Below are 24,074 nucleotides of genomic sequence, written 5' to 3'. Positions count from 1 at the left end.
TGGGTGCGGGCCCCGGCACCAGTTTCGGCTGGACCACGACTACGCCCAAGACCTGCTCGCGCGCGCCGGACATCCCCGGTCCGACGCGGCCGCCCAGGTGCTGGCGATGTCCACCGAACAGCGCGATGCGTGGCTCGAAGCGATCACCGACGCCGAGGGCACCCGATACGTGCGGCCCGGTTACTCGCGACCTCAGGTCGTCATCTACCAGGGGCCCGGCACAGTCCTCGACGCGATCGCGCTGGCCGGCTACCTGTCCGGAGCCCGGCCTCGGGTGCTGCCCGTGGCGCGGAAGAACCAGCCGGAGACCTGGCGCCCCGAGTTCTCCGTGCACCTCAACAATCCGATCATCACGGGCGCGTTCCTGCGGAAGGAACCGGCCGGGCGGGGCGACGTGTGGTGCGTGACCACGGAACTGGGCACGTGGACAGCTCAGGAAGGCGACCACATCTTCCTGACCGGTAATTCGAACGCCGCCGCGGGGCACCCGTCCAAGGGGCTCATGCAGTGCATCGACTCCACGTTCAACGCCCACAAGCTGCCCGGGCACGACAACATCTACAACCCGGTCGACAACATCATCGCCGGTGTCCGGTACTCCTTCGACCGGTACGGCAGCCTGGACAACGTGCCCGGCATCAAGGCCATGGCCCACGGTGGTGCCTACCGCGGCTACTAGCCTGGCCCCATGGCCGACCTCGGAGCTTTCGCCGGGCCCGCGCTGCGGGCCGGCGTGCCGCCCTTCCACGTCATGGACGTCCTCTCCGCGGCCGGCGCCCGGCAGCGCAGTCACGGCGATCTCGTGTCCCTCGCCGCCGGGCAGCCGTCCGCGCCCGCGCCGAAGGCCGTGCTCGCGGCCGCCCAGGAGGCGCTGCAGAAAAGCACCCTCGGCTACACCGAGCAGCTCGGCATCCCCGAGCTGCGCGAAGCCGTCGCCGGGCACTACCGGACGCGGTACGACGTCGACGTCCAGGCGCATGACGTCGTCCTGACCACCGGGTCGTCCGGGGGTTTCCTGCTCGCCTTCCTCAGCGCCTTCGACCCCGGCGCCAAGGTCGCGATGGCGCGGCCCGGCTATCCCGCCTACCGCAACCTGCTCTCGGTGCTCGGCTGCGAGGTCGTCGAGTTCGCCACCACCGCCGAGACGAACTTCCAGCCGACGACGAAGCTGCTCGACGAACTCGGCCCGATCGACGGCCTGATCGTCGCCAGCCCGAGCAACCCCACCGGCACCGTGCTGCCGCCCGGCGAACTCGCCGCCATCACCGGCTGGTGCGCGTCGCACGGCGTCCAGCTGATCAGCGACGAGATCTACCACGGGATCTCCTACGGCGCCGAGCTCGACTGCGCGTGGCAGTACGGCCGGGAGCCGATCGTGCTCGGCAGCTTCTCGAAGTACTTCGCGATGACAGGCTGGCGGCTCGGCTGGATGCTCGTGCCGCAGCGCCTGCACCGCGCCGTCGACGTCCTGACCGGCAACTTCACCATCTGCCCGCCCGCGGTTTCGCAGTACGCGGCCCTCGCCGCCTTCACGCCGGAGGCCTACGCGGAAGCCGACGCGCACGTCGCGCGGTACCGCGCCAACCGCGACCGGCTCTTCGCCGGCCTGCGCCGCATCGGCCTCGACCGGCTCGCCCCCGCCGACGGCGCCTTCTACGCGTACGCCGACGTCAGCGCCTACACCGAAGACAGCCTGAGCTGGTGCCAGCGGCTGCTCGCCGACACCGGGCTCGCCATCACGCCCGGCGTCGACTTCGACCCGGTCGACGGCGGGAAGTACGTCCGGTTCTCCTTCGCCGGCAGCGCCGAGGACATCGACGAAGGCGTCCGACGGCTCGGTGCCTGGCTGGCCAGGGGGAACCCTGAATAAACCCCGAACGTTGCCGTTCCGAGGGGAGTTTCACCGCGGCAGGTGGCAGTGTGGAGTCATCGGGCCGGCGGGGCCACGGGGAAGCATCGGAGGAGCCATGTTCTGGAAGATCGTCGGCGGCCTGATCGTCGCCTGGGTGGCGTTCATGGTGCTGGGCGCCGTGATCGGCTTCGTGTTCAAGGCCGTCCTGTGGATCGCCATCATCGGCGGCATCGCCTTCCTCGGCGCGGCCGGCTACAAGGCGATCAGCGGCAAGAAGGACTACAAGCGCATCAACCGCTACTGAGCATCAGGGGATCCGCGCCACGCCGCCCAGCGCTGTCCAGTTGACCGGCGTCAGCGGCGCCAGGCGCGGCCCGTCCGGCCACCACAGGTGCGGCGCGGTCAACCCGGGTTCGAGCAGGTCGAGGCCGTCGAAGAACGACGTGATCTCGGCACGGGTGCGGTAGAGCGTGTCGAGCCCGGTGCGGCCGAACCGGTCCTGCAGCGACGTCGCGACGGCGGCCGCGTCGGAACCGTCGTCCGGGTTGTGCTGGTGCAGCAGGAGCAGGTACGAACCCGGCGCCAGCGCGCCGACGTAGGACTTGACCACCTGCTGCGCCTGCTGGAGGTCGGCGATGTGGTCGACGACGCCGCACAGCACGAGCCCGGCGGGCCGGTCGAAGTCGATGTACCGCTCGACCCCGGCGAGCGTCTCGCCGGGGTTCAGCGGGTCGGTGCCGCAGATGTGCGTGAACTCGTTGTCGACGAGCAGGGCCCGGCCGTGCGCGCTCACCACCGGGTCGTCGTCGACGTACACGACGTGCGCTTCCGGGTTGTACTTCTGCGCCACCTGGTGGATGTTCTCCGCCGTCGGGAAGCCGGAACCGAGGTCGAGGAACTGGTCGACGTCGAGCCGCTCGGTCAGGTAGCGGACGGCGCGGACCAGCCACTGCCGCACTTCCCGCGCCATGGCCGGGGCTTCCGGGGCGATGGCCGTCAGCTGCCGCAGCACGGCGCGGTCGGGCTCGTAGTGGTTCTGCCCGCCCAGCAGCGCGTCGGAGACGCGAGCGAAGCTCGGCCGTTCGAAGTCGACGTGGGCCGACGGTCGTTCGCTCGTCGCCATGCGCACCTATCCGGGGAGTGTGGGGACGCTCAGCCTAGGACATCGGGATCACGGCGGGTAGGCGGCCGTGCGGTGCGCGTGAGCTCCTCAGTCCAGCCAGGCGCGGGCCGCGTCGGCGCCGTTCCAGACGTGGGCGCGGAGCCCGACCGCCCGTGCGCCGTCCACATTGGACTCCCGGTCGTCGAAGAACAGGCAGTCGGCAGGCTCCGCGCCGAGCTCGTCGAGCAGGAGGCGGAAGATCTTCGCGTCCGGCTTGACGCACCGGACGTCGCCGGAGAACAGCGTCACGCGGAAGTGCCGCGCGAAGTCCTGCGCGCGGACCCACTCGCCGAACGCGACCGGCGCGTTCGAGAGCAGGGCCAGGTTCGCGCCGGCCTCGGAGAGCGCTTCGAGCAGCGCCTTCGACGACGGCTCCAGGTGTCCCCAGCCCTCGACGTCGATGCGGGTCAGCTCGTCCGACAACGTCTCGTCGACGGGCGCGCCCACGGCGTTGCCGACCGCCTGCCAGTACTCGAGCGGCGTGCTGCCGGCGTCGTACGCGAGCCGGTACTCCCAGTACGCCGCCAGGAACTCCGGCAGCGGCGCGCGCATCGCCGCCGCCAGGTCGGGCAGGGCGGCGCTCGGCTTGCTGAGCACGTCGCCGTAGTCGAACACGATCCAGTTCATGCTGTACCCCCGGAACTTCGTCAGGCGCCGGTCTTGATCCGGCGCAGGGCTTCTTCGACGTCGGCCGCGCTCAGGTCCCGGTGGGTGACGAACCGGACCTTGCCCGCCATCGGCACCGCGCGGATGCCGAGCGAGTCGAGCCAGGCCAGCGCGGTCGGGATGTCGGGTACCTCGGCGAGCACGATGTTGGTGTCGGGGTGGTTGGCGGGCCAGCCGTGCTCGCGCAGGCCTTCGGCGAGCCGCTGGGCGTTCTCGTGCGACTCGGCCAGCTCGGGGATGCGGTCCAGGGCGATCAGGCAGGCCGCGGCCAGGACACCTCCCTGCCGGACGCCGCCGCCGAGCATCTGGCGCATCCGGCGGGCCCGCTCGACGAACGCCGTGCTGCCCGCGACGACCGAGCCGACCGGCGCGCCGAGACCCTTGCTGAAGCACGCCGACACGGTGTCGACGCCGACGGTCAGCGCGGCCGGCGGCACCTCGAGCGCGACCGCGGCCTGCCAGAGCCGGGCGCCGTCGAGGTGCACGGTCAGGCCCGCCTCCTTGGCGACGGACAGCAGCTGGGCGTGCTCGTCGGGCGGCGTCACCGCGCCGCCGGCGGCGTTGTGGGTGTTCTCCAGGCAGAGGAGCGATGTCCGTAATGTGAAGTATGGCCCGGGTTGTCCGATCGCGGCTGCGAGGGCGTCGGGCGATGGGCGGCCCGGGCCGCCGTCGTGCTCGAGGATGTCCGGCATCCCGCCGGCCAGCCACGCCGCCGAGCCCAGCTCGTTGACCAGCACGTGCGCGCCGCGGGTGGCGAGGAACCGGTCGCCGCGCTGCAGGTGCAGGCTCAGCGCGATCAGGTTGGCCATGGTCCCGCTCGGCACCCAGAGCGCCGCCGGCATGCCCAGGACGTGGGCCGCCCGCTCCTCCAGCGCCGCGACCGTGGGGTCGCGCTCGAGGACGTTGTCCCCGACCTCCGCGGTGGCCATCGCCGCCCGCATCGTGTCATCCGGCCGGGTGACAGTGTCGGAGCGGAAGTCCAGTACGGGCGGGTTGAAGGTCACGGACCGATCACATCACACCCACGTCGTGAGGATCAATCAGCCCTTGAGTGGTCGAACCCACTCGGTCCGTGCAACCGTGGACGCCCCTGATTCCGTCCTCCCGGGCGACCGACAACAGAGCGGAGCACGACTGCGCGTGGACCAGCGCGACGAGCAGGAGTTCGCGGAGTACTTCGCCGCCAGGCGGGACGCCGTGCGCCGGACCGCGTACATGCTCTGCGGCGACTGGCACCGGGCGGACGACCTCGCGCAGACGGCGTTCGTGGCACTGCACCGGAGGTGGAAGAAGATCAGGGATCGCGCGGCGACCGACGCGTACGTCCGCAAGACGCTCGTCCGGGCGTCGATCGACGAGTCACGGCGGCCGTGGCGGCGCGAGTGGCAGACCGAGACGCTGCCCGAGCCGCCCGACGACACGCCCGGCCTCGACGACCTCGTCGCGACCAGGGAAGACCTGCTCGCGGCGTTGAAGGAGGTACCGCCCAAGCAGCGGGCGGTGCTGGTGATGCGGTTCTTCGAAGGACTCGACGTGACCGGCGCGGCGAAGGCGCTGGGCTGCAGCGAAGGCAACGTGAAGAGCCAGACCGCCCGCGGGCTGGCGAACCTGAGGCAGGTCCTCGAACGGGAGGTGGAGACCAATGGATGAGCAGGAGCTGCGCTCGTTGTTCTCCGCCGCGCCCCCGGACGCGCCGTCGCCGACGTTCACCGCGGACGACGTCGTCCGCGAATCCCGGCGCCAGACCGTGCGCCGCCGGAACCGGATCACCGCGGGGGTGAGCGCCGCCGCGCTGGTCGTCGTCGGGTTCGGGGCGTACGGAGTGCTTTCCGGGGGCATTCCGAAGTCGGTGACCGCGGCGACGGACAGCGGTGTGCCCGTGCATTCCGGCCCGGGGGTCGCGCAACCCGGGGACGGGTCGATGCGTCCTGAAGTCGGTGGGGAGTCACCGAACTTCCCGGCCCAGCCACCTCAGCAGGGGGGTGCCGGGGACGGGAAGACCGGCCAACTGGCCGAAGGCGCCTCCGGGTGCGAACAGGTGGACGGGGAGCTCGCCATCGCCCTCGCTGGCGAGCTCCCCGGCCACGTCTCCGCCGCGCAGGCCGTCCCGGGCGGCGCCTGTTCGACGGCGGCGCGGTCCGCCGGGTTCCCGGTGCCGGGCGGCGAAGTCGCCGCGGCGGTGTACCCGAAGGGCATTCCGGTGGTCTTCAAGTCCCAGCCCGCCGGCACGGTCACGGCCCAGCTCGGCACCGCGTCCGGTGGGGTGTTGGTGCTGGTCAGCGTGCCGGCCGCCGGAGCGACGGCGCCGTACGCGGGGCAGGTGGAGCAGTTCGCGCACGATCTCGCGCCCCGCTTCTGAGCCCGGGGCGGCCGAGTTGGCAGAATGACCGGCCATGACCGCTGCGACCACCCCGAAGGGGGAGCGACGGCGCGCCGCGCTCGTCGAGGCCGCCGCGAAACTGCTCGTCGAGGGCGGGTTCGACGCCGTGCGGCACCGGGCGGTCGCCGAGCGGGCCGGGCTGCCGCTGGCGTCGACGACGTACTACTTCGACTCGCTGGAAGACCTGGTCACCGCGGCCGTCGAGCACCACGCGAAGGCCGAGCTGGCGACCGGCCGCCGCCGGCTGGAGGAGCTCGCGACCCGCAACCGCGGCGTGCAGGCCACCGTCGAGCTGGTGCTGGACATGCTGCTCGGCCCGGAGAGCGGCGACCCGGCGGCCGACGCCGAAGCCGTCCTCCTGCGCTACGAGCGGCTGGTCGTCACCGGCCGCCGCCCGTACCTGCGGCCGCTGATGCGGACGCTGTCGGCCCAGCTCAACGAGCTGCTGACGGAGATCTTCGCCCGCTCGGGCACGCCGGTCACCGCCACCGAGCTGGCGCGGCTGGTCGCGCTGGTCGACGGCGCGGTCGTCAACGCGCTGGTCGAGGTCGACCCGGAGCCCCGCGCGGCGGCGGCCCGGATGCTGCAGGCGGCGCTGGAGCCGACGGATCAGGACCGGGTGCGCTGAGCTTTCTCCAGGTCTTCGCGGGCCTTGGTGACCAGCGTCAGCATCGCCTGTTCGGCCGCGGCCGCGTCACCCGCGACGATCGCGTCGAACACCTTCCGGTGGCTCGGCACCGGGTCTTCCGCGGTCGGCGCCCCGTGCACCACCTTGTCGCGCTCGGCCAGCCCGATCGCGATGATCCGCTCCATCCGCATCAGGAAGTTGTTGTGCGTGGCGGCCATCAGCCGCCGGTGGAAGGCGAGGTCGGCCTGGACGCTTGCGTCCGGGTCGTCGCCCGCCGCGGCCATGTCGGCGAGCGCGTCCCGCAGGGCCTCGATGTCTTCTTCGGTCGCCCGCCCGGCGGCGATCCGGGCCGCGGCGGGCTCCACGACCGTCCGGACCTCGGTCAGCTCGTCGAGCAGCCCGGGATCGTCGGCGGCGGCGGTCTGCCAGCGCATGACGTCGGCGTCGAGCATGTTCCACTTCTCGCGCGGCTGGACGAAGGTGCCGCGCTTCTGCCGGGCGTCGATCATGCCCTTGGCCGCCAGCACCTTCAGCGCCTCGCGCAGCGCGGTCAGGCTGATGTCGAGCTCTTCGCGCAGCGCGGGCAGGTCCAGGACGGTGCCCTCACCCCACTCTTCGGAGAGGATCCGGCTGGCCAGGGCCTCCACGGTCTGGCCGTGCAGCCCGCGTGGCCGGTGTTCGGTCAATGGAGGGCCCTCCCAGCAGGTGTTGACCGCATTATGGAGGCCGGGTCAAGGCAGCGAAACCGGCAGCACGAACGTCGGTGACCCCGTCGGGTGGTAGCGCAGTTCCGCCTCGCCGGACGCGGTCAGCGTGAACGCCGTGATGGCGTCCTCGGACTGCGCGGCCACGTAGCAGGTCCCGTCCACCAGCGCGAAGTGCCGCGGGTTCGCCCCGCACGGCTGGTCGGCCACCGCGGCCGCGTCGTCCAGCGCGAACTCCGTCACGCAGTCCGGGCCGCGGTTCGACACGTACAGGCGCGAGTCGGCCAGTTCGAGGTGGGCCACCAGGTTGGGCTTCACGGACGACAGCGTCGACGGCGTCGAAGCGACGACCTCGAAGGCGCCCGGCGACTTCTCGCGGACCGTGATCAGCGTTCCGGCCAGCTCGCCGACGACGTAGGCCAGGTCCGTGCCCGGCCGCCGCACCAGCTGGCGCGGTCCGGTGCCCGGCGGCAGCGAGGACACCGCCAGCGGCTCGAGCCCGCCCGACGACGTCAGCGTGTAGCTGCGGATCTCGTCCGTGCCCAGGTCGACCGCGCTCACCACGGAACCGTCCGGCGACGGGACCGCCATGTGGACGTGCGCCGCTTCCTGGCGGTCGGCCACCGGGCCGGTGCCGCTGTGCCGGACCAGCGCCGTCCGGGCGGCCAGTTCGCCCGAGTCGGACAGCGAGAACACCGCCACGCTGCCGCCGGTGTAGTTGGCGCACAACAGGAACCGGCCGTCCGGCGTCACCGCCAGGTGGCACGGGTGCGCGCCGCCCGTCTCGGCCGTGCCGATGACCGACAGCTCGCCCGACGGCGAAATGGCCAACGCCGTCACGCTGCCGTCCGTGGTCTCGTTGGCCGCGTACAGCACGGGCAACGACGGGTGGCGCACCAGCCACGAGGGCGATTCCAGCGGCAGTGAAGCCACTTCGCGCAACGAGCCGGACGGCGACCGCGAAAGCGTCGTGATCCCGGTGCCGTTCCCCGCGTCGCCGGTGTAGCACCCGACGAAGACCAGCTCAGCCATGCGCGCTCCTCAACAGCGTCTCGACCCGGGCGGTGATCTCCGCGGCGGTGCCGCGGGTCAGCGCCGAGCCGATCCCGCAGGCGACCGCACCCGCCGAGAGCCAGCCTGGCACGTCTTCGGGACCGATGCCGCCGGTGGGCACCAGCGGGGCCTGCGGCAGCGCTGCCCGCACGTCCGACACCCACGACGGCCCGAGCGCCGACGCCGGGAACACCTTCACCGCGTCGGCGCCTGCCTCCAGCGCCCACACGATTTCGGTCACCGAGCCGGCGCCGGGGAACGCCGCCGCGCCGTACCGGTGCGCGGTCCGGATCACCGCGGTGTCCACCGACGGCGACACGAGAAACCGCGCCCCGGCGTGGATCGCCAGCACCGCGGACGTCTCGTCGAGGACCGTGCCGGCGCCGATCGTCGCCTCCGGGTAGGCGGCGGTGAGCCCGGCGATGGCTTCGAGGGCGCCGGGGTTCGTCAGCGGCAGTTCGATCGAGCGCAGCCCGGCTTCGAGGGCCGCGCGGGCCGCCTCCACCGCGGAGTCCGCGTCGCGGGTGCGCACGATTCCCACGACGCCTTGGCGCACCGCGTCCGCCATGATTTCCCACCGGTAGCTCATGACGGCAGCCTACCTTGTGAAATCCTAATTTAGGATTTATCCTCGACGGGGTGCGCTGAGAACAGGAGGGGCGATGCCCACAGCGGTGGTGACCGGAGCGGCGTCCGGGATCGGTGCGGCGACCGCACGGAAGCTCGTGGCAGACGGCTACCGCGTGCTGGGTGTGGACATCGCCGAACTCCCCGACGGTGTCGTGCCGGTCCGCGGCGACGTCCGGGACGAGGCCACCTGGGCCGCCATCGGCGAAGTGGACGCCCTGGTCAGCAACGCCTACACGCCCAGCACCGGATCGCTGCACGAGATCGACCGGGCCGAGTGGCAGCGCCAGCTCGACGTCAACCTGACCGGCACCTACCTCGCCGTGAAGGCGTGCCTGCCGTCGCTGCGGGCCCGGCGCGGGGCGATCGTGCTGGTGTCGTCGGTGCACGCGCACTTCGGCCTGCCGGGCCACCCGGCGTACGCCGCGAGCAAGGGCGCCCTCGTCGCGCTCGCCCGGCAGCTGGCCGTCGAGTACGCCCCGGACGTGCGGGTCAACTCGGTGCTGCCGGGGCCCGTGCTCACCGAGGCCTGGAACCGCATCTCGCCCGAGGACCGCGAACGCAGCGCGCGGGCGACGCCGGTCGGCCGGCTCGGCGACCCGGAAGAAGTCGCGAACGTGATCGCGTTCCTGTTGTCGGCCGCCGCGTCGTTCGTCACCGGGGCCGAGCTGACCGTCGACGGCGGCTGGTCCGCCGCCAAGGATTCCGCGTAGGAAGTGGGGGAACCCGGGTGAAGATCACCGCGATCGAAACGTTCCTGGTCGCGCCGCGCTGGCTGTTCCTCAAGGTCAGCACGGACGAAGGGATCAGCGGCTGGGGCGAGCCGGTGGTCGAGGGTCGCGCCGGGACCGTGCGCGCGGCCGTGCACGAGCTGTCCGAGCTGCTCGTCGGCCAGGACCCGCTGCGCATCGAGGACCACTGGCAGGTGCTGCGCCGCGGCGGGTTCTACCGCGGCGGCCCGGTGCTCTCCAGCGCTCTCGCCGGGTTCGACCACGCGCTCTGGGACATCGCGGGCAAGGTCCGCGACGCGCCGGTGCACGAGCTGCTCGGCGGCCCGGTCCGCGACCGCGTCCGCGTCTACAGCTGGGTCGGCGGCGATCGCCCGGCCGGCATCCGCGAAGCCGTGACCGCCCAGGTCGAGGCCGGGTTCACCGCGGTCAAGATGAACGTCGCCGGCCCGCTGACGGCGATCGCGTCCCCGGCCGAGGCCGACGCCGCGGTCGCCCGCGCCTGGGAGGCGCGGGAGGTGCTCGGCCCGCACCGCGACCTCGCCATCGACTTCCACGGCCGCGTCTCGCCCGCGATGGCGCGCCGGCTGGTGCGCATGCTGGAAGACGTCCAGCCGATGTTCGTCGAAGAGCCGGTGCTCCCGGAGACCCAAGGCGACGCACTGCGCGCGGTCGTCGAGGCCTCCACGGTGCCGATCGCACTCGGCGAGCGGCTGTATTCGCGGTGGGAGTTCAAGCCGGTGCTCGACGCCGGTGTCGCGGTGGTCCAGCCCGACCCGTCGCACGCCGGCGGCATCTCCGAGCTGCGGCGGATCGGCGCGCTGGCCGAGATGTACGGCGCTTCGCTGGCCCCGCACTGCCCGCTGGGGCCGATTTCGCTGGCGGCGTCGCTGCAGGTTGCCTTCGCGACGCCGAACTTCCTGATCCAGGAACAAAGTGTGGGCATGCACTACCACGAGGGCCGCGAACCCACGTACCTCGCGGATCCGTCGATCTTCGCCTTCCAGGACGGCTACGCCGCCCGCCCGCTCGGGCCCGGACTCGGCATCGAGGTCGACGAAGCGGCCGTGCGCCGGGCGGACGAGATCGGGCACGCGTGGCGGTCACCGGTCTGGCGGCACGACGACGGGGGCCTCGCCGAGTGGTGAAACCCCGGGCCGTCACCGCGCTGACCTGCGCAGGTATCGTGAGGGCGTGACGGACAAGCCCCGCATTCCGAACGTACTCGCCGCCCGCTACGCCTCCGCGGAGCTGGTCTCGCTCTGGTCCCCGGAGCAGAAGGTCGTCCTGGAACGGCAGCTCTGGCTCGCCGTCCTGAAGGCACAGCAGGACCTCGGCGTCGAGGTGCCCGACGGGGTGGTCGAGGCCTACGAGCGCGTGCTGGAGAACGTCGACCTCGAGTCGATCGCGGCCCGCGAGCGCGTCACCCGCCACGACGTCAAGGCGCGGATCGAGGAGTTCAGCGACCTCGCCGGCCAGGAGCACATCCACAAGGGCATGACCTCGCGCGACCTCACCGAGAACGTCGAGCAGCTGCAGCTGCTCCGCTCCCTCGAACTCGTGCGCACCCGCGTCGCCGCCGTGCTCGCGCGGCTGGCCGCCCTCGCCGTCGAGCACGCGGACACCGTCATGGCCGGGCGCTCGCACAACGTCGCCGCGCAGGCCACCACGCTCGGCAAGCGGTTCGCCACGGCGGCCGACGAGCTGCTGGTCGCGTTCGAGCGGCTCGACAACCTCATCGAGCGCTACCCGCTGCGCGGCATCAAGGGCCCGGTCGGCACCGCGCAGGACATGCTCGACCTGCTCGGTGACGAGTCCACTTTGGACGAGCTCGAGGACCGCGTCATGCAGCACCTCGGCTTCGGTCGCCGGTTCGTCAGCGTCGGCCAGGTGTACCCGCGCTCGCTCGACTTCGACGTGCTGTCCACTGTGGTCCAGCTCGCCGCGGCGCCGTCCAGCCTGGCCAAGACCATCCGGCTGATGGCCGGCCACGAGCTGGTCACCGAGGGCTTCAAGCCCGGCCAGGTGGGCTCGTCCGCCATGCCGCACAAGATGAACACCCGCTCGTGCGAGCGCGTGAACGGTCTGGCCGTCGTGCTGCGCGGCTACCTCTCGATGATCGGCGAGCTGGCCGGCGACCAGTGGAACGAGGGCGACGTCTCCGACTCGGTCGTCCGCCGGGTCGCGCTGCCGGACGCGTTCTTCGCCCTCGACGGCCTGCTGGAGACGTTCCTCACCGTGCTCGCCGAGTTCGGCGCCTTCCCCGCGGTGATCGAGCGTGAGCTCGATCGCTATCTGCCGTTCCTCACCACGACGAAGGTGCTGATGGCGTCGGTCCGCGCCGGCGTCGGACGTGAGACGGCCCACGAAGCGATCAAGGAGCACGCGGTCGCCGTCGCGCTCGAGATGCGCGAAGGCCGCGCGGACAACGACCTGCTCGACCGGTTCGCGGCCGACGAGCGCATCCCGCTCGACCGCGGTGAGCTGGACAAACTCCTCGCCGACCGGATCTCCTTCACCGGCACGGCCGGCCGTCAGGTCGCCCAGGTGGCCGAGCGCGTCGCACAGGTGCTCGAGCGGTTCCCCGAGGCCGCGGGCTACGCGCCTCAGCCCATTCTGTGAGCTGACGCACGAGTCCACGGACTGGAACGAATCCACTCGAACGGGCGAAATCCCTAATCTCGATCGCTGACCACGGAGCGCTGCCGAGCGCTTGTCCTCACCATGGAAGAAGCGATGAGATCCACGCTGTCCAAGATCGCCGCCGCCCTGACCGCGGGCGCGCTGACGTTGACCCTCGCCGCCTGCGGTGGCTCCGACGCGGGGTCGACCACCCTGCGCGTCGGGACGCTGAGCGACGCCCCGCCGTCGATCTACCTGGAGAACGGCCGGTTCACCGGCTACGACAACGAGCTGCTGCGCGACATCGCCAAGCGTGAAGGCTTCGAGGTCGAGTTCGTCGGCACCGAGTTCTCGAGCCTGCTCGCCGGCGTCGCGGGCGGCAAGTTCGACATCGGCAGCTCGACGATCTCGAGCACCGAGGCCCGCAAGAAGACGGTGGCCTTCTCCAACGGCTACAACACCGGCTTCACCACGATCGTCACGGCGAAGGGCGCGAACCTCAAGGACCTCGCCGCGCTGGGCGGGAAGCGCCTCGGCGTGGTCCAGGGTTCGGTGCAGGACGAGTTCGCGGGCAAGGTCGCCGGGGCCCAGGTCGTCCGCTTCCCCGACTACAACGCCGGCTTCGCGCAGCTGAAGAACGGCACCCTCGACGGCTGGGTCGTGCCGCAGGACATCGGCCAGAAGTACCTGGACCAGAACCCGGCCGTCCCGCTGGAGCTGGGCTACACCGTCGAGGACAAGGACACCCCGTCGGCGTTCGCCGTGGCCAAGAAGAACACGGACCTGCTGACCAAGCTCAACGACGGCCTCGCGAAGGCGATCGCGGACGGCACGGTCGCCCGCATCTACGGCCAGTTCTACAAGAACACCCCGCTGTCGAAGGAACTCCGGCAGGGCGGGCCCGGCCTGCCCGTGAAGAACCTGGGTGCGTGACATGAAGAAGCTGATCGTCACCGTACTGGCCGCGGCCCTCACGCTCACCGCCTGCGGCGGGTCGGACAGCGCTTCCTCGACCCTGCGCGTGGGCACGCTGAGCGACGCGCCGCCGAACATCTACCTCTCCGGCGGCAACTACACCGGCTTCGACAACGAGCTCCTCAAGGCCATCGCGGCCAAGCAGAACCTGAAGCTGGAGTTCGCCGCCACCGACTTCTCCGCGCTGCTCGGGCAGGTGGCGTCGGGCCGCTACGACATCGCCAGCTCGGCGATCGCGCAGACCGACGAGCGCAAGAAGACGGTCGACTTCTCCGCGGCCTACGACTTCGAGACGATGAGCATCCAGGCCAAGCAGGGCACGCCGGTCACCGACGAGAAGGGCCTGGCAGGCAAGCGCGTCGCCGTCATCCAGGCGACCGTCGGCGATCACTGGCTGACCAGCACGGTGCCGGACGCCCAGGCCGTGCGCTTCCCCGACTACGCCGCCGCGCTGACCGCGTTGAAGAGCGGCGCGGTCGACGCGTACATCCTGGACCAGTCCATTGCCGAGAAGAACGTCACCGACAACCCGGACGCCAAGCTGGTCGTCGTGAAGAGCTTCGTCACCGACGTGCCGCACGGTTTCGCGGTGAAGAAGGGCAACGCCGAGCTGCTGGGCAAGATCAACGACGGGCTCAAGCAGGTGATCGCCGACGGAACCTGGCTTAAGCTGCACCAGCAGTTCCTGCCGACCGCTCCGGTGCCGGCCGGGTTCCAGGGTTAGGAGAAGCATGAAGAAAACACTGGTCACGGCGCTCACCGCGACCCTGCTGGCCGCCCTCACGGCGTGCGGCGGCTCGGACAGCGGCGGCGAGAAGGCCCTGCGCGTCGGCACGCTCAGCGACTCGAAGCCGAACGCCTACCAGGAGAACGGCAACTACACCGGCTTCGACAACGAGCTCCTCAAGGCCATCGCGGCCAAGGAAGGCCTCAAGCTCGAGTTCGCCGCGACGGAGTTTTCGGCGCTGCTCGGCCAGGTCGCGAACGGCACCTTCGACATCGGCAGCTCGGCGATCTCCCAGACCGACGCCCGCAAGAAGACCGTCGACTTCTCGGCGCCGTACAACTACCAGGCCCTCGGCATCGAGGCCAAGGAAACCGCCGGCATCACCGACGAGAAATCGTTGGCCGGCAAGCGCATCGGCGTCGTCCAGGGCACGGTCTCGGACACCTGGCTCGGCTCGAACGCGCCCACCGCGCAGGCCGTCCGGTTCCCCAACGACGCCGCGGCCCTCAACGCCCTCAAGACCGGCGCGATCGACGGCGCCGTGTTCGACCAGGCGACCGCCGAGGACTACGCCAAGAACAACCCGGACGCGAAGCTCAAGGTGACCAAGGCGATCACCACGACCATCCCGCACGGGTTCGCCTTCAAGAAGGGCAACACGGACCTGATCAACAAGATCAACGACGGCCTCAAGAAGGTCATCGCGGATGGCACCTGGGTCAAGGTGCACGACCAGTTCGAGCCCACCGCGCCCGTGCCCGCCGAGTTCAAGCCGGGGCAGTAGTCCACAATGGACGATTTCGTCAACACGTTCCTCGACTGGGACTACATCTCCCAGGTCCTGCCCGACCTGCTCAAGACCGGCCTGCTGAACACGCTGATCCTGTCGGTGTCCTCGGCGCTGATCGGCACCGTGGTCGGCATGGTCCTCGCGGTGATGGGCCTGTCCACCAAGTGGTGGCTGCGCTGGCCCGCGCGGGTCTACACCGACATCTTCCGCGGCCTGCCCGCCATCCTGACGATCCTGCTGATCGGCCAAGGGCTCGGCACGCTCGCCCGGGACGTCGTCGGCACGAACCCGTACCCGATGGGCATCCTCGCCCTGTCCCTGATCGCCGCCGCCTACATCGGCGAGATCTTCCGGTCCGGCATCCAGAGCGTCGACAAGGGCCAGCTGGAGGCCAGCCGCGCGCTCGGGATGAGCTACACCAAGTCGATGCTGCTGGTGATCATCCCGCAGGGCGTCCGGCGGGTGCTGCCGGCGCTGGTGAACCAGTTCATCGCGCTGGTCAAGGACTCCAGCCTCGTCTACGTGCTCGGGCTGCTGTCCGGCCAGCGCGAGCTGTTCCGGATCGGCCAGGACCTCGCGGCCAACACGGGCAACCTGTCGCCGCTGGTCGCCGCGGGCGTGTTCTTCCTGGTCATCACCGTGCCGCTGACCCACCTGGTCAACTACATCGACAAGAAGCTCCGGACCGGCCGCAAGGTGCGCGCCGACGACCCGGGCGACGGAGACGAGCTGGACCTGGTCGCCAGCGGAAAGGTCCCCTCGTGACGACGGCGGTGCGTTCGTCCAGTGTGGAGCTGCGGGACATCCACGTCAGCTTCGGCACGCTCGAAGTCCTGCGCGGAGTCGACCTCCGCGTGGAGAGCGGCAAGACGACGTGCATCATCGGCCCGTCCGGCTCCGGCAAGTCGACGCTCCTGCGCTGCGTGAACCGGCTGCAGGAGCCCGATTCCGGCGACCTGCTGCTCGACGGCGAATCGGTGATCAGGTCCGACCCCGACGCGCTGCGCCAGCGCGTCGGCATGGTGTTCCAGCACTTCAACCTCTTCGGCCACCGGAGCGTGCTGGACAACATCGTGCTGCCCCTGCGCAGCGTGAAGAAGCTGAGCAAGGAGGAGGCGTCGGCGATCGCCCGCGCCCGCCTGGCGGAGGTCGGTCTCGCGGACAAGGCACCGTACCGGCCGAGCGCGCTGTCCGGCGGGCAGCAGCAGCGCGTCGCGATCGCGCGGGCACTGGCGATGGACCCCGAGGTGATGCTCTTCGACGAGGCCACCAGCGCGCTCGACCCGGAGCTGGTCAAGGGCGTGCTGAACCTGATGGCGGGCCTGGCCTCGCGGGGACTCACCCTGATCGTGGTGACGCACGAGATGGGTTTCGCCCGCAGCGTCGCCGACGAGGTGGCGTTCATGGACGCGGGCCGCATCGTCGAGCAGGGGCCGCCGGCGCAGCTCTTCGACGAGCCCGAGAGCCCGCGCCTGCAGCGGTTCCTGTCCCAGGTGCTCTGAGTATTCGGAGCGTCTGGGTCCGGCAGAGCGAGTGGGTCTGGAGCAACACCACGGTGTGCGCGGGGAAACCGGGCTCGTCCTGCGTCCCGCGGTACGCCACCGCCGCCGGCGCCCGGGCGGCCGCCGAAGCCCGCGAACGAGCGCAGGCGATGGCGGCGGAGAGCGCGTCCGGCATCCCGCTCGACCTGGTCGGCCTCCTCACCCCGCTGCCCGCGGACGGCGGCGGCTTGCCGGCCGAGCTCATCGAGCACGACGCGCACGCCGTCGGCCACGCCGCCGTCGTGCTCGCCGGCGACATGCTCCGACGTCCTGATCCCCTCCTCGACCCCGGCGCCCGGGTCAGGAGACCGCCTACCCGGCGGCCCTCGACCGGCTCGAGGCCACGGGCCCCGAGGTGGCGGCCCGCTTCGCCGCCGACCGGGCCTACCTCGACGCGGTGCGCAGAAAAGCGGACGCTTCGCCCGCCACGTCCCGGGTAGCCTGCGAAGATGGCGAGAATCGCTCGGCTGACCTACTACCCGGTGAAATCCTGCGCGGGGATCGACGTCCCGTCCGCCGAGGTGACGGAAACCGGGCTCGCGCACGACCGGGTCTTCCAGGTCATCACGCCGGACGGCGACATCCTCACCCAGCGCCCGCACCCGATCATGGCGACCGTTCGCCCGCGGGTGCTCGGCGACCGGCTCGCCCTGTCCGCCCCCGGCCGCGAAGACGTCGTCATCGCCATCCGGCGCGACGGCCCCCGCCGCCCGGTGTCGATGCTCACCTGGCACGGCGAAGGCGTCCGGCAGGATCCCCGCGCCGACGAATGGTTCTCGGACCTGCTCGGGCGGCCCGCCGAACTGATCGGCGTCACGCCCGACCACGACCGCGTCAGCGGCGGCGAGTTCCCGGGCCAGGCCGCGTTCGGCGACGCGCACGCCCTGCTGCTCGCCTCCGAGTCCTCTTTGGACAGTTTGAACGAGCGGATCGCGGCCGCCCAGGGCGAACCCGTTCCGATGGACCGCTTTCGCCCCAACATCGTCATCTCCGGCTGGGCCGAGCCCCACCGCGAGGACGAAGCCCGGGAGCTGGAAGTGGGCACCGCGAAGCTGGGCTACGCCGAGAGGTGCGTCCGCTGCACCGTCCCGATGGTCGACCAGGAGACCGGCGCCAAGGCCGGTCCCGAGCCGATCCGCACCCTCGCGACGTACCGGCGTGACCCGGGCGGCGGCGTCGTCTTCGGCATGAAGGCCGCGGTGCTGCGGCCGGGTCAGGTCGCCGTCGGCGACGAGGTGATCGTGCACTCCTGGGCCGGCCCGAGCCCGAGCACGGCGGCCGCCGAGCCGCCGTTCACGGCGACGGCGAGGCGCCCCGCCGAATCGGTGTAGAGCACCGGCGAGCCGGCAGGCACGTCGGCGAAGGTGCGCCCGAGCACGGTGGTCACCGCCACGCGCTCGCTGTGCACGGAAACCGCGCCGGACAGGCCGGAGAGCTCGAGGTCCGCCGGGGTCGCCGCCAGCTGGACGTTGCCGAAGTGGTCGACCGTCAGCACTTCCGAAACGAGCTTGCCGGGGAAGGCGGCGACGAACGGCTCCGGCATCGCGACCAGGCCGTCCACCGGGTCGCCGAAGTCCGACGGCGCAACCCCCAGCGCCAGGTGCGCGGCCGCGGGCGCGAAGACGTCCCGCCCGTGGAACGTCGCCGACGTCGCCGGCAGCCGCAGCGACGGCTCGGCCAGCTCGTAGGCCGCCCGGACCCCGCCCAGCGCCTGCGCGGCGGGCAGCAGGAGGCCGTTGTCCGGCCCGACCAGCAGCCCGTCGTCCGCGACGACGACCACGCCGAGCCGGGCTGTGCCCACCCCGGGGTCGACCACGGCGACGTGCACCGATTCCGGCAGGTAGGGGACCGTCTGGGCCAGCGCCATCGCCCCGTGCCGGATGTCCTGGGCCGGCACTTCGTGGGTCACGTCGATCACTCGCACCGCGGGCGCCAGCCGCGCGATCACGCCGTGGCAGGCCGCCACGAAGCCGTCGCGCAGGCCGTAGTCGGTGGTCACCGAGATCCAGTCGTACGCCATGCCAGCATCATCCATGGTGGCGGAGGGTGCCCGTTAGGGTTCAGCGCGTGACACCCCTCCCCATCCCCGAGCGGCTCGCCACGGGCAAGGTCCGCGACCTGTTCGCCGTGGGCGACGACCGCCTGCTGGTCGTCGCCTCCGACCGCATCTCCGCCTTCGAACGCGTCTTCCCCACCTCGGTCCCCGGCAAGGGCCGCGTGCTCACCGCGATGAGCGTGTTCTGGTTCCGCGAGCTCGCCGACGTCCTGCCGAACCACCTCGTGGCCTGCGAGGGGCCGTTGATCCCGGAGACCGTCCGCGGCCGGGCGCTGCTGGTCGAGCGGCTCGACATGCTGCCGGTGGAGGCGGTCGTCCGCGGCTACCTCACCGGCCGCGGGTACGCGGACTACCGCCGGTCCGGGCAGGTGTGCGGGCTGTCGCTGCCGGCCGGGCTGGCCGAGTCGGCGCGGCTGCCCGAGCCGATCTTCACGCCGTCCACGAAGGCGCGTCCCGGCGAGAAGGACGAGAACATCGACTTCGACACGTGCGTCTCGGTGCTCGGCCGCGCGCTCGCCGAGGAGGTCCGGGAGGCGTCGCTGGAGCTGTACCGCCGGGGCGCCGCGCGCGCCGCGGAGCAGGGCCTGCTGCTGGCCGACACGAAATTCGAATTCGGCATCGGCGCCGGCGGCGGGCTCGTGCTGGCGGACGAGCTGCTCACCCCGGATTCGGCCCGCTACTGGCTCGCCGACGGCCACCAGCCCGGCGTCCCGCAGCCGTCGTTCGACAAGCAGCACGTGCGGGACTGGCTGGTCGACCCGGCCTCCGGGTGGGACTGTGTGTCGCCGCTGCCGCCGTTGCCACCCGAAGTGGTGACGGCCACGCGCGACCGGTACATCGAGGCGTACCACCGCATCACCGGGCTTTCGCTGGCAGACTGGCCTCGTGATCCTGCTGATCTGCGGCAGCCTCCGAGCCGGCTCGGGCAATGCGGCGGTGTTGGGGACCGTCGCGACCCTCACCGCGAGCAAGACGTACACCGGCCTCGGCGATCTGCCGCACTTCAACCCCGATGACGACCGCGACCCGCTGCACCCTGAGGTAGCTTCCCTGCGCGCCGCGATCAAGGAAGCCGACGCGGTGCTGATCTGCACGCCGGAGTACGCGGGCGGGCTGCCGGGCTCCTTCAAGAACCTCCTCGACTGGACGGTCGGCGGTGGCGAGATGTACGGCAAGCCGGTGGCGTGGATCAACGCCTCCTCGGTCGCGGCACCGACCGGCGGCCGGGACGCGCACGACTCCTTGCGCAAGGTCCTGACCTACGCGGGCGCGAAGATCGTGGATGAGGCGTGCGCGCGGATCCCGGTCTCGCGCGCGGACGTCGCCGACGGCCAGGTCGCCGACCCGGACCTCCGCGGCCGGATCGCGGTGGCGGTCATGCACCTGCGCGCAGCCGGCTGAGCTTTTACGAGAACGGTCGCCCGCCCGTTCTGCGCAGTTCATGGGCGCTTTAGCCGCGTGCGTCCCAATGGTGGTCGTGGACGCTCGCTTGCTGGTTTCGCTGTCGGGAATCACCCCGCGCACGCTGCACCGGTGCGCCGACCTCGCGGCCGAGCTCGACCGCCGCAAGGTGCCGCTCTCGGTGCTGTACGCCGCCCGCACCGGCGACGGCCCGGTGACGGAGTGGGTGCGCACCCGCGCCCGCGGCGGTGATTCCGTGCTGCTGCACGGTTACGACCACACGGTGACACCCACGCACCGCACGGTGTACCTGGGCAAGCGGGCGGAGTTCGCGACCCTGCCGGCACACGAGGCACGCCTGCGCCTGATCGCCGCGAAGGCCGCGCTGGACAACGCGGGGTTGTCGGCCGACGGCTTCGCGCCACCGCGCTGGATCGCCTCCCAGGGCACGCTGCAAGCGCTGGCCGAGCACGGTTTCCGGCTGTGCGCGGACCTCGGCGCGGTGCGGGACCTCGTGACCGGTGAAGTCCGCCGCGCGCGGATCCAGGAGTTCACGAGCCAGTCGCACCGCACCGAGACGGTGCGCTGTTTCGCGCTGGTGCTGGCGGCCGCTCGGTCGGCCCGCCGGGGCGGGCTGGTCCGGCTGGGGGTGGCTGCCGCGGACCTGACCCGCCCCGGCCTCCGCCAGGCCCTGCTCGACGCCGTGGACGTCGCCCTGGAGAACCGCGCGTCCGGCGCCACGTACCGCTCACTGTTGCGCACGGTCGCGGCCTGAACGGCCGCGGGATCACGCTTCACTCTGGAGTTGTCAAAGACCGCCCCTGCCGGGGTGCGCGCTCGTTCGTGATCGAGTGCGCCGGACTCGGGTCAAGGAGCACGTCGAGCCGTCCGAAGGCCACGTCGACCGCCGGGGCGAGCGCGGCTGCGTCGGCGCCGGCGAGCCGGCTGCCCGCCTGGTAGCAGGCCACGGCGAGCTGCGCCGCCAGTACCGCGACCTCCCTGGGCGTGCCGCGCTCCTGCAGCAGCGCCTCGCCCAGCTCGGCGAACCGCTGCAGCTTGCGCGCGCTGCGGTCCTTGAGCTCCGGGTTCTGCTCCACCAGTTGTTGGTGCAGCTCGTAGTGGTCAGCATCCGCAGCGGCTTCCGCGCACACCTCGAGCACCAGGGCGCGAACCCGCTCCAGCGCCGCCGGAAGGCTCTGTGGTGCCTCGTCGGGCCACGCCCGCTGCCGCTCCGCCAGCTGGTTCAACAGCTTCTGTTCGTCCGAAAACACCACCTCCTGCTTGTCGCCGAAATACCGGAAGAACGTCGTCCGCCCCACTTCTGCGCGCTCCGCGATGTCCGTGACCGTGACGTCGGTGAAGCCGCGCTCCGCAAACAGTTCGAAGGCAGCCTCGACGATCTGCTCACGAGCCTGTTTCTGCTTGCGCTCCCGCAGTGAGGGGCGTTTTTCCATGCCCCCAAGGTAGCGCATCCGGTATCGAGTGCGCTACGGTACCGAGTACCAAATCGAATCGAGTACCCCATCGAGTGACGAGGGATGCAACCATGACCGAACCGACGAAGACGCTGCTCATGACGGGCGCGAGTCGCGGGCTGGGCCGGGCGGCGGCCGAGCGGCTGCTGCGCGACCGGCCGGACCAGCTGCTGCTCGTCCTCGTACGCGGGGAGGAAGCCGGCCACCGGCTCGCCCGGGATCTGGCCGCGCGCACGGGGAACGCGAACGTCCGGGCGGCCCCCTGCGACCTCGGTTCGCTGGCGGAGGTGCGCGCGGCCGCGGAAACCGTGCGAAGGCTGCTCGACGAGCGGGAGATTCCCCCGCTAACGGGTGTTCTCGCCAACGCGGGAGTGCAGATGGCGTCGGCCACGAAGGCGACGGCGGACGGGTTCGAGGCGACGTTCGGGATCAACGTCCTGGCGAACTACCTGCTGCTTCGCTTGCTGGCAGACAGGTTGGAGCCGGGCGCGCGTGTCGTGATCACCGGCAGCGAGTCGCACTTCGGCGACTTCCGGCACAACATGGGTCTCGTTCCGGCGCCACGGTGGACCGATCCGCAAAGCCTCGCCAAGCCGAGCACCGGCCCCGAGGCAGAGACCGTGTCCGCGGGGCGCCGGGCCTACGCGACGAGCAAGCTGGGCGTGCAGTACCTGGTGCACGCGCTTGCGAGGCGGCTGCCGGGGATCGACGTCTACGCCTACACCCCTGGGCTGGTTCCCGGCACGGGCCTGGTCCGCGACGCCTCCGCGATCCAGCGCTTCGGATTCCGGTGGCTGCTGCCGCTGTTGTGGGCGACGCCCATCGCGTCCAGCCCGCAGACGGCGGGAGCCAAGCTGGCCGCGGCCATGACCGCGCCCCGGCCGGCCGAGTCGGGGGCGTACCTCGACCGCGGCCGGGTCGTCCCGTCGTCGGAGGAGTCGTACGACGAGGAGCGGGAGGAGGAGCTGTGGCAGCACGCGGCCGAGCTGTGCGGCGTGCCGGTCGGTACGTGACCGGCACGCCCGGCGGCCTAGAACTTCGCGGGTTCGCCCCGGTCGAGCACCTTGACCTCGGTGCCTTCGGGCGCGAGGTTCCCGAACAGGCCGTAGTGCATGGCCGGGCTGGCGAGCACGGCCTCGTGGATGGGCACGGCCACCCGTGGCGCGACGGCCCGCAGGTAGTCGACGGCTTCCCCGGCCTTCAGCCACGGCGCGCCGGTCGGCAGGCCCAGCACGTCGATCTTCTGTTCCGGCACGAAGAACGAGTCGCCGGGGTGGAAGAACGCGCCGTCGTCGAAGACGTAGCCGATGTTCGGGATGACCGGGATGTCGGCGTGGATCACCGCGTGTTCCCCGCCGACGGCCTTGATCGAGGTGTCCCCGACGGCGAAGGCGTCCCCGACATTGGCGACGTCGAACTCGAGGCCCAGCTTCTCGACCTCGGGCGCGGACCCGGGATCGACGATGAGCTTCGCGCCCGGGTTGGCTTCGAGGACACCGGGCAGCCGTTCGACGTCGAGGTGGTCGAAGTGCTGGTGCGTGATGAGCACAGCGGACAGCTCCCGCTCACCGTCGAAGCCGGTGGAGAACTTGCCCGGGTCGATCAGGATCCGCTCGGAGCCGGTCTCCAGCAGCACGCAGGCGTGTCCGAAATGGACGATACGCATCGATGGCTCTCCTTTGCGAGTGAACAACTCCAGCCTAGTCCCGCTCAGAGCTTCCCGGTGAGCAACGCGTCGCCCAGTTCCGTGCGCCGGTACAGCACGCGGTGCCCGCGTCGCTCCGAAGCCAGCAACCCCGCTCCGCGCAACGCTGTCAGGTGCGCCGAAACCGTGGCCGGCGCCAGGGCGTGCCGGCGGGCCAGCTCGGTCGTGGCCGCGGGCCGGTCGAGGGTGGTCAGCAGCAGCGCCCGCGTCCGGCCGAGGATTTCGGCCAGCGGTTCCGGTGGGGTCGTGGAAGAAGCCCACAACGAAGCCACGCCGCGAGCCGGGTACAGCAGCGAAACCTGCCACGGCGGCACCGTCACCACGCCCACGTTCGGCCACGCGAACACCGCCGGGATCAACAGCAGGCCCCGCGAGTCGATCGAAAGCCGCTCCCGGGCCCGGACGTCGACCAGCACCGACGTCCCCGACAGCCGGACGCGCGGGTGGAGCTCCGCGAGCATGGCCGCGAGCCCGCCCGAGCCCAGCTGCCGCGTCCGGAACGCGATGTCCGCCGCGAGCAGCTCGCGCAGGCGAGGCCACTCGGGGGCGAGCAGGGCGTGCCACACCGTCTCGAGCTGGCCGGCGAGCAGGTCGCGCGCGGCCGCCGGGTCGGCAGGGAGGCGGGAGAGGTCCGCGTCGACCATGCCCAGCTCCAGCGCCACCTGCGACGGCGGCGTCGCGCGGACCACCTCGAGCTGCGCTTCGGCGGTCGTCTCGGGGCCGTCGGGCGGCGGGCTCAGGAACTCGGTGATGTAGTGCCGTGCACTCAGGACCGCGGCCAGCTCGGGAACGTCGGGTACGCCGGAGAGCCACGGCAGGTGGGCCGGGTGCGCGCGGACGCCGAGCAACGTCTGGATCGCGCCGAGAACCTCCTCCAGCGGCGAGATGGCGAAGCGGACGCGTTGCGCGCCCGCGGCCGTCAGGACGAGCTCGATCATGATTGATTCGCTCTCACCCGAATCAGTGTGCCGGACGCTCGCGG

Annotated in this window: 29 protein-coding genes and 1 pseudogene; 20 read left to right on the top strand and 10 right to left on the bottom strand. The window is 71.5% G+C overall.

The genetic code is table 11. The features are described from left to right. Positions 1 to 463: 463 nt before the first annotated feature. The 3 genes and pseudogenes from BLW76_RS05765 to BLW76_RS05755 form a co-directional block, all read left to right on the top strand. Positions 464 to 679, top strand: a pseudogene (locus BLW76_RS05765) (transglycosylase SLT domain-containing protein); the annotation flags it as partial. Between the two features lie 9 nt (positions 680 to 688). Further along, positions 689 to 1,870, top strand: a complete 1,182-nt coding sequence (locus BLW76_RS05760; RefSeq protein WP_091304820.1) for a pyridoxal phosphate-dependent aminotransferase — start codon at positions 689 to 691, stop codon at positions 1,868 to 1,870. 97 nt (positions 1,871 to 1,967) lie between these two features. Continuing rightward, positions 1,968 to 2,156, top strand: a complete 189-nt coding sequence (locus BLW76_RS05755; protein ID WP_091304819.1) for a hypothetical protein — start codon at positions 1,968 to 1,970, stop codon at positions 2,154 to 2,156. Positions 2,157 to 2,159: 3 nt separating this feature from the next. On the opposite strand, the gene BLW76_RS05750 is transcribed toward BLW76_RS05755, so the two are convergent. The 3 genes from BLW76_RS05750 to BLW76_RS05740 all read right to left on the bottom strand — a co-directional run bounded on the left by BLW76_RS05750 (position 2,160) and on the right by BLW76_RS05740 (position 4,684). Then, a complete protein-coding gene (locus BLW76_RS05750; protein WP_091304818.1) occupies positions 2,160 to 2,975 on the bottom strand; it encodes an SAM-dependent methyltransferase in 816 nt (271 codons plus the stop codon). Between the two features lie 87 nt (positions 2,976 to 3,062). After that, the gene (locus BLW76_RS05745) at positions 3,063 to 3,641 is read right to left on the bottom strand and encodes an HAD family hydrolase (protein ID WP_091304817.1); all 579 of its coding nucleotides are present in this window, start codon (positions 3,639 to 3,641) and stop codon (positions 3,063 to 3,065) included. Between the two features lie 20 nt (positions 3,642 to 3,661). Then, complete coding sequence (locus tag BLW76_RS05740; RefSeq protein ID WP_091304816.1) at positions 3,662 to 4,684, bottom strand: threonine aldolase family protein; 1,023 nt, start codon at positions 4,682 to 4,684, stop codon at positions 3,662 to 3,664. A gap of 136 nt (positions 4,685 to 4,820) precedes the next feature. On the opposite strand from BLW76_RS05740, the gene BLW76_RS05735 reads away from it, so the two are divergent. Genes BLW76_RS05735 through BLW76_RS05725 form a run of 3 tightly spaced genes read left to right on the top strand, consistent with a single transcriptional unit; the run spans position 4,821 to position 6,688 of the window. Beyond that, the gene (locus BLW76_RS05735) at positions 4,821 to 5,330 is read left to right on the top strand and encodes a SigE family RNA polymerase sigma factor (RefSeq protein WP_091304815.1); all 510 of its coding nucleotides are present in this window, start codon (positions 4,821 to 4,823) and stop codon (positions 5,328 to 5,330) included. Next, positions 5,323 to 6,039 carry a hypothetical protein gene (locus BLW76_RS05730; RefSeq protein ID WP_091304814.1) on the top strand — a complete coding sequence of 239 codons (717 nt, stop codon included), beginning with the start codon at positions 5,323 to 5,325 and terminating at the stop codon, positions 6,037 to 6,039. Before BLW76_RS05735 ends, BLW76_RS05730 begins: the two co-directional genes overlap by 8 nt. Positions 6,040 to 6,073: 34 nt before the next feature. Continuing rightward, positions 6,074 to 6,688, top strand: coding sequence for a TetR/AcrR family transcriptional regulator (locus tag BLW76_RS05725; protein ID WP_091304813.1), 615 nt, complete (start codon positions 6,074 to 6,076; stop codon positions 6,686 to 6,688). Here the strand turns inward: BLW76_RS05725 and BLW76_RS05720 are convergent. From BLW76_RS05720 to BLW76_RS05710, 3 genes are read right to left on the bottom strand one after another with little or no spacing between them, the layout of a single operon-like run. Further along, positions 6,670 to 7,374, bottom strand: a complete 705-nt coding sequence (locus BLW76_RS05720) for a FadR/GntR family transcriptional regulator (protein WP_091304812.1) — start codon at positions 7,372 to 7,374, stop codon at positions 6,670 to 6,672. The two genes, BLW76_RS05725 and BLW76_RS05720, sit on opposite strands and share 19 nt — an antisense overlap. Before the next feature lie 45 nt (positions 7,375 to 7,419). Continuing rightward, complete coding sequence (locus BLW76_RS05715) at positions 7,420 to 8,424, bottom strand: lactonase family protein (RefSeq protein WP_091304811.1); 1,005 nt, start codon at positions 8,422 to 8,424, stop codon at positions 7,420 to 7,422. Beyond that, a complete protein-coding gene (locus tag BLW76_RS05710) occupies positions 8,417 to 9,034 on the bottom strand; it encodes a bifunctional 4-hydroxy-2-oxoglutarate aldolase/2-dehydro-3-deoxy-phosphogluconate aldolase (protein WP_091304810.1) in 618 nt (205 codons plus the stop codon). The genes BLW76_RS05715 and BLW76_RS05710 overlap by 8 nt, the downstream gene beginning before the upstream one ends. 73 nt (positions 9,035 to 9,107) lie before the next feature. Here BLW76_RS05710 and BLW76_RS05705 point away from each other — a divergent pair, with 73 nt between their 5' ends. The 10 genes from BLW76_RS05705 (at position 9,108) to BLW76_RS05660 (ending at position 17,786) form a co-directional block, all read left to right on the top strand. Further along, entirely contained in the window at positions 9,108 to 9,785 is a 678-nt protein-coding gene (locus tag BLW76_RS05705; RefSeq protein WP_091304809.1) for an SDR family NAD(P)-dependent oxidoreductase, read from the top strand. Between the two features lie 17 nt (positions 9,786 to 9,802). Further along, entirely contained in the window at positions 9,803 to 10,948 is a 1,146-nt protein-coding gene (gene dgoD / locus BLW76_RS05700; protein ID WP_091304808.1) for a galactonate dehydratase, read from the top strand. Positions 10,949 to 10,994: 46 nt separating this feature from the next. After that, on the top strand, positions 10,995 to 12,422 hold the full coding sequence (gene purB, locus BLW76_RS05695; protein ID WP_091304807.1) for an adenylosuccinate lyase: 1,428 nt from the start codon (positions 10,995 to 10,997) through the stop codon (positions 12,420 to 12,422). Positions 12,423 to 12,536: 114 nt separating this feature from the next. Then, positions 12,537 to 13,355, top strand: coding sequence for a substrate-binding periplasmic protein (locus tag BLW76_RS05690; RefSeq protein WP_091305771.1), 819 nt, complete (start codon positions 12,537 to 12,539; stop codon positions 13,353 to 13,355). A gap of 1 nt (position 13,356) precedes the next feature. Beyond that, positions 13,357 to 14,121, top strand: coding sequence for an ABC transporter substrate-binding protein (locus BLW76_RS05685; RefSeq protein WP_091304806.1), 765 nt, complete (start codon positions 13,357 to 13,359; stop codon positions 14,119 to 14,121). A 7-nt stretch (positions 14,122 to 14,128) separates the two neighbouring features. Then, positions 14,129 to 14,908, top strand: a complete 780-nt coding sequence (locus BLW76_RS05680; RefSeq protein ID WP_091304805.1) for an ABC transporter substrate-binding protein — start codon at positions 14,129 to 14,131, stop codon at positions 14,906 to 14,908. A 6-nt stretch (positions 14,909 to 14,914) separates the two neighbouring features. Next, positions 14,915 to 15,679 (top strand): amino acid ABC transporter permease, encoded by a 765-nt coding sequence (locus BLW76_RS05675; protein WP_091304804.1) that lies wholly within the window; start codon positions 14,915 to 14,917, stop codon positions 15,677 to 15,679. Next, a complete protein-coding gene (locus BLW76_RS05670) occupies positions 15,676 to 16,416 on the top strand; it encodes an amino acid ABC transporter ATP-binding protein (RefSeq protein WP_091304803.1) in 741 nt (246 codons plus the stop codon). Before BLW76_RS05675 ends, BLW76_RS05670 begins: the two co-directional genes overlap by 4 nt. A 53-nt stretch (positions 16,417 to 16,469) precedes the next feature. Then, a complete protein-coding gene (locus tag BLW76_RS05665) occupies positions 16,470 to 16,895 on the top strand; it encodes a hypothetical protein (RefSeq protein ID WP_244170064.1) in 426 nt (141 codons plus the stop codon). 9 nt (positions 16,896 to 16,904) lie between these two features. Beyond that, positions 16,905 to 17,786, top strand: a complete 882-nt coding sequence (locus BLW76_RS05660; protein WP_208613223.1) for an MOSC domain-containing protein — start codon at positions 16,905 to 16,907, stop codon at positions 17,784 to 17,786. Here the strand turns inward: BLW76_RS05660 and BLW76_RS05655 are convergent. Further along, positions 17,669 to 18,475 (bottom strand): SAM hydrolase/SAM-dependent halogenase family protein, encoded by an 807-nt coding sequence (locus BLW76_RS05655; RefSeq protein WP_091304802.1) that lies wholly within the window; start codon positions 18,473 to 18,475, stop codon positions 17,669 to 17,671. The two genes, BLW76_RS05660 and BLW76_RS05655, sit on opposite strands and share 118 nt — an antisense overlap. A 47-nt stretch (positions 18,476 to 18,522) precedes the next feature. Between BLW76_RS05655 and BLW76_RS05650 the strand changes: the two genes are divergently transcribed. The 3 genes from BLW76_RS05650 to BLW76_RS05640 all read left to right on the top strand — a co-directional run bounded on the left by BLW76_RS05650 (position 18,523) and on the right by BLW76_RS05640 (position 20,687). Then, positions 18,523 to 19,527 (top strand): phosphoribosylaminoimidazolesuccinocarboxamide synthase, encoded by a 1,005-nt coding sequence (locus tag BLW76_RS05650; protein WP_091304801.1) that lies wholly within the window; start codon positions 18,523 to 18,525, stop codon positions 19,525 to 19,527. Further along, positions 19,448 to 19,912, top strand: a complete 465-nt coding sequence (locus tag BLW76_RS05645) for an NADPH-dependent FMN reductase (protein ID WP_091304800.1) — start codon at positions 19,448 to 19,450, stop codon at positions 19,910 to 19,912. Before BLW76_RS05650 ends, BLW76_RS05645 begins: the two co-directional genes overlap by 80 nt. 67 nt (positions 19,913 to 19,979) lie before the next feature. Beyond that, the gene (locus BLW76_RS05640) at positions 19,980 to 20,687 is read left to right on the top strand and encodes a DUF2334 domain-containing protein (protein ID WP_208613222.1); all 708 of its coding nucleotides are present in this window, start codon (positions 19,980 to 19,982) and stop codon (positions 20,685 to 20,687) included. Positions 20,688 to 20,706: 19 nt separating this feature from the next. Here BLW76_RS05640 and BLW76_RS05635 read toward each other — a convergent pair whose 3' ends face one another. Next, positions 20,707 to 21,366, bottom strand: a complete 660-nt coding sequence (locus BLW76_RS05635; RefSeq protein ID WP_091305766.1) for a TetR/AcrR family transcriptional regulator — start codon at positions 21,364 to 21,366, stop codon at positions 20,707 to 20,709. Positions 21,367 to 21,458: 92 nt separating this feature from the next. Here BLW76_RS05635 and BLW76_RS05630 point away from each other — a divergent pair, with 92 nt between their 5' ends. Further along, the gene (locus BLW76_RS05630; RefSeq protein ID WP_091304799.1) at positions 21,459 to 22,400 is read left to right on the top strand and encodes an SDR family NAD(P)-dependent oxidoreductase; all 942 of its coding nucleotides are present in this window, start codon (positions 21,459 to 21,461) and stop codon (positions 22,398 to 22,400) included. Positions 22,401 to 22,417: 17 nt separating this feature from the next. On the opposite strand, the gene BLW76_RS05625 is transcribed toward BLW76_RS05630, so the two are convergent. After that, complete coding sequence (locus BLW76_RS05625; RefSeq protein ID WP_091304798.1) at positions 22,418 to 23,053, bottom strand: MBL fold metallo-hydrolase; 636 nt, start codon at positions 23,051 to 23,053, stop codon at positions 22,418 to 22,420. Between the two features lie 44 nt (positions 23,054 to 23,097). Then, positions 23,098 to 24,030 carry an ArsR/SmtB family transcription factor gene (locus tag BLW76_RS05620; RefSeq protein ID WP_167384483.1) on the bottom strand — a complete coding sequence of 311 codons (933 nt, stop codon included), beginning with the start codon at positions 24,028 to 24,030 and terminating at the stop codon, positions 23,098 to 23,100. Between the last annotated feature and the right edge of the window lie 44 nt (positions 24,031 to 24,074).

It is taken from the genome of Amycolatopsis tolypomycina (assembly GCF_900105945.1).
GTDB lineage: Bacteria > Actinomycetota > Actinomycetes > Mycobacteriales > Pseudonocardiaceae > Amycolatopsis > Amycolatopsis tolypomycina.
The sequence above is the reverse complement of the archived record's forward strand: the minus strand, read 5'-3'. Positions and strand labels throughout refer to the sequence as shown.

Coding starts and splice junctions, on each gene's coding strand:
- BLW76_RS05760 (WP_091304820.1), top strand. CDS start 689: ATGGCCGACCTCGGAGCTTTCGCCGGGCCCGCGCTGCGGGCCGGCGTG.
- BLW76_RS05755 (WP_091304819.1), top strand. CDS start 1,968: ATGTTCTGGAAGATCGTCGGCGGCCTGATCGTCGCCTGGGTGGCGTTC.
- BLW76_RS05750 (WP_091304818.1), bottom strand. CDS start 2,975: ATGGCGACGAGCGAACGACCGTCGGCCCACGTCGACTTCGAACGGCCG.
- BLW76_RS05745 (WP_091304817.1), bottom strand. CDS start 3,641: ATGAACTGGATCGTGTTCGACTACGGCGACGTGCTCAGCAAGCCGAGC.
- BLW76_RS05730 (WP_091304814.1), top strand. CDS start 5,323: ATGGATGAGCAGGAGCTGCGCTCGTTGTTCTCCGCCGCGCCCCCGGAC.
- BLW76_RS05725 (WP_091304813.1), top strand. CDS start 6,074: ATGACCGCTGCGACCACCCCGAAGGGGGAGCGACGGCGCGCCGCGCTC.
- BLW76_RS05715 (WP_091304811.1), bottom strand. CDS start 8,424: ATGGCTGAGCTGGTCTTCGTCGGGTGCTACACCGGCGACGCGGGGAAC.
- BLW76_RS05710 (WP_091304810.1), bottom strand. CDS start 9,034: ATGAGCTACCGGTGGGAAATCATGGCGGACGCGGTGCGCCAAGGCGTC.
- BLW76_RS05705 (WP_091304809.1), top strand. CDS start 9,108: ATGCCCACAGCGGTGGTGACCGGAGCGGCGTCCGGGATCGGTGCGGCG.
- BLW76_RS05690 (WP_091305771.1), top strand. CDS start 12,537: ATGAGATCCACGCTGTCCAAGATCGCCGCCGCCCTGACCGCGGGCGCG.
- BLW76_RS05685 (WP_091304806.1), top strand. CDS start 13,357: ATGAAGAAGCTGATCGTCACCGTACTGGCCGCGGCCCTCACGCTCACC.
- BLW76_RS05680 (WP_091304805.1), top strand. CDS start 14,129: ATGAAGAAAACACTGGTCACGGCGCTCACCGCGACCCTGCTGGCCGCC.
- BLW76_RS05675 (WP_091304804.1), top strand. CDS start 14,915: ATGGACGATTTCGTCAACACGTTCCTCGACTGGGACTACATCTCCCAG.
- BLW76_RS05660 (WP_208613223.1), top strand. CDS start 16,905: ATGGCGAGAATCGCTCGGCTGACCTACTACCCGGTGAAATCCTGCGCG.
- BLW76_RS05655 (WP_091304802.1), bottom strand. CDS start 18,475: ATGGCGTACGACTGGATCTCGGTGACCACCGACTACGGCCTGCGCGAC.
- BLW76_RS05640 (WP_208613222.1), top strand. CDS start 19,980: ATGGTGGTCGTGGACGCTCGCTTGCTGGTTTCGCTGTCGGGAATCACC.
- BLW76_RS05635 (WP_091305766.1), bottom strand. CDS start 21,366: ATGGAAAAACGCCCCTCACTGCGGGAGCGCAAGCAGAAACAGGCTCGT.
- BLW76_RS05630 (WP_091304799.1), top strand. CDS start 21,459: ATGACCGAACCGACGAAGACGCTGCTCATGACGGGCGCGAGTCGCGGG.
- BLW76_RS05625 (WP_091304798.1), bottom strand. CDS start 23,053: ATGCGTATCGTCCATTTCGGACACGCCTGCGTGCTGCTGGAGACCGGC.
- BLW76_RS05620 (WP_167384483.1), bottom strand. CDS start 24,030: ATGATCGAGCTCGTCCTGACGGCCGCGGGCGCGCAACGCGTCCGCTTC.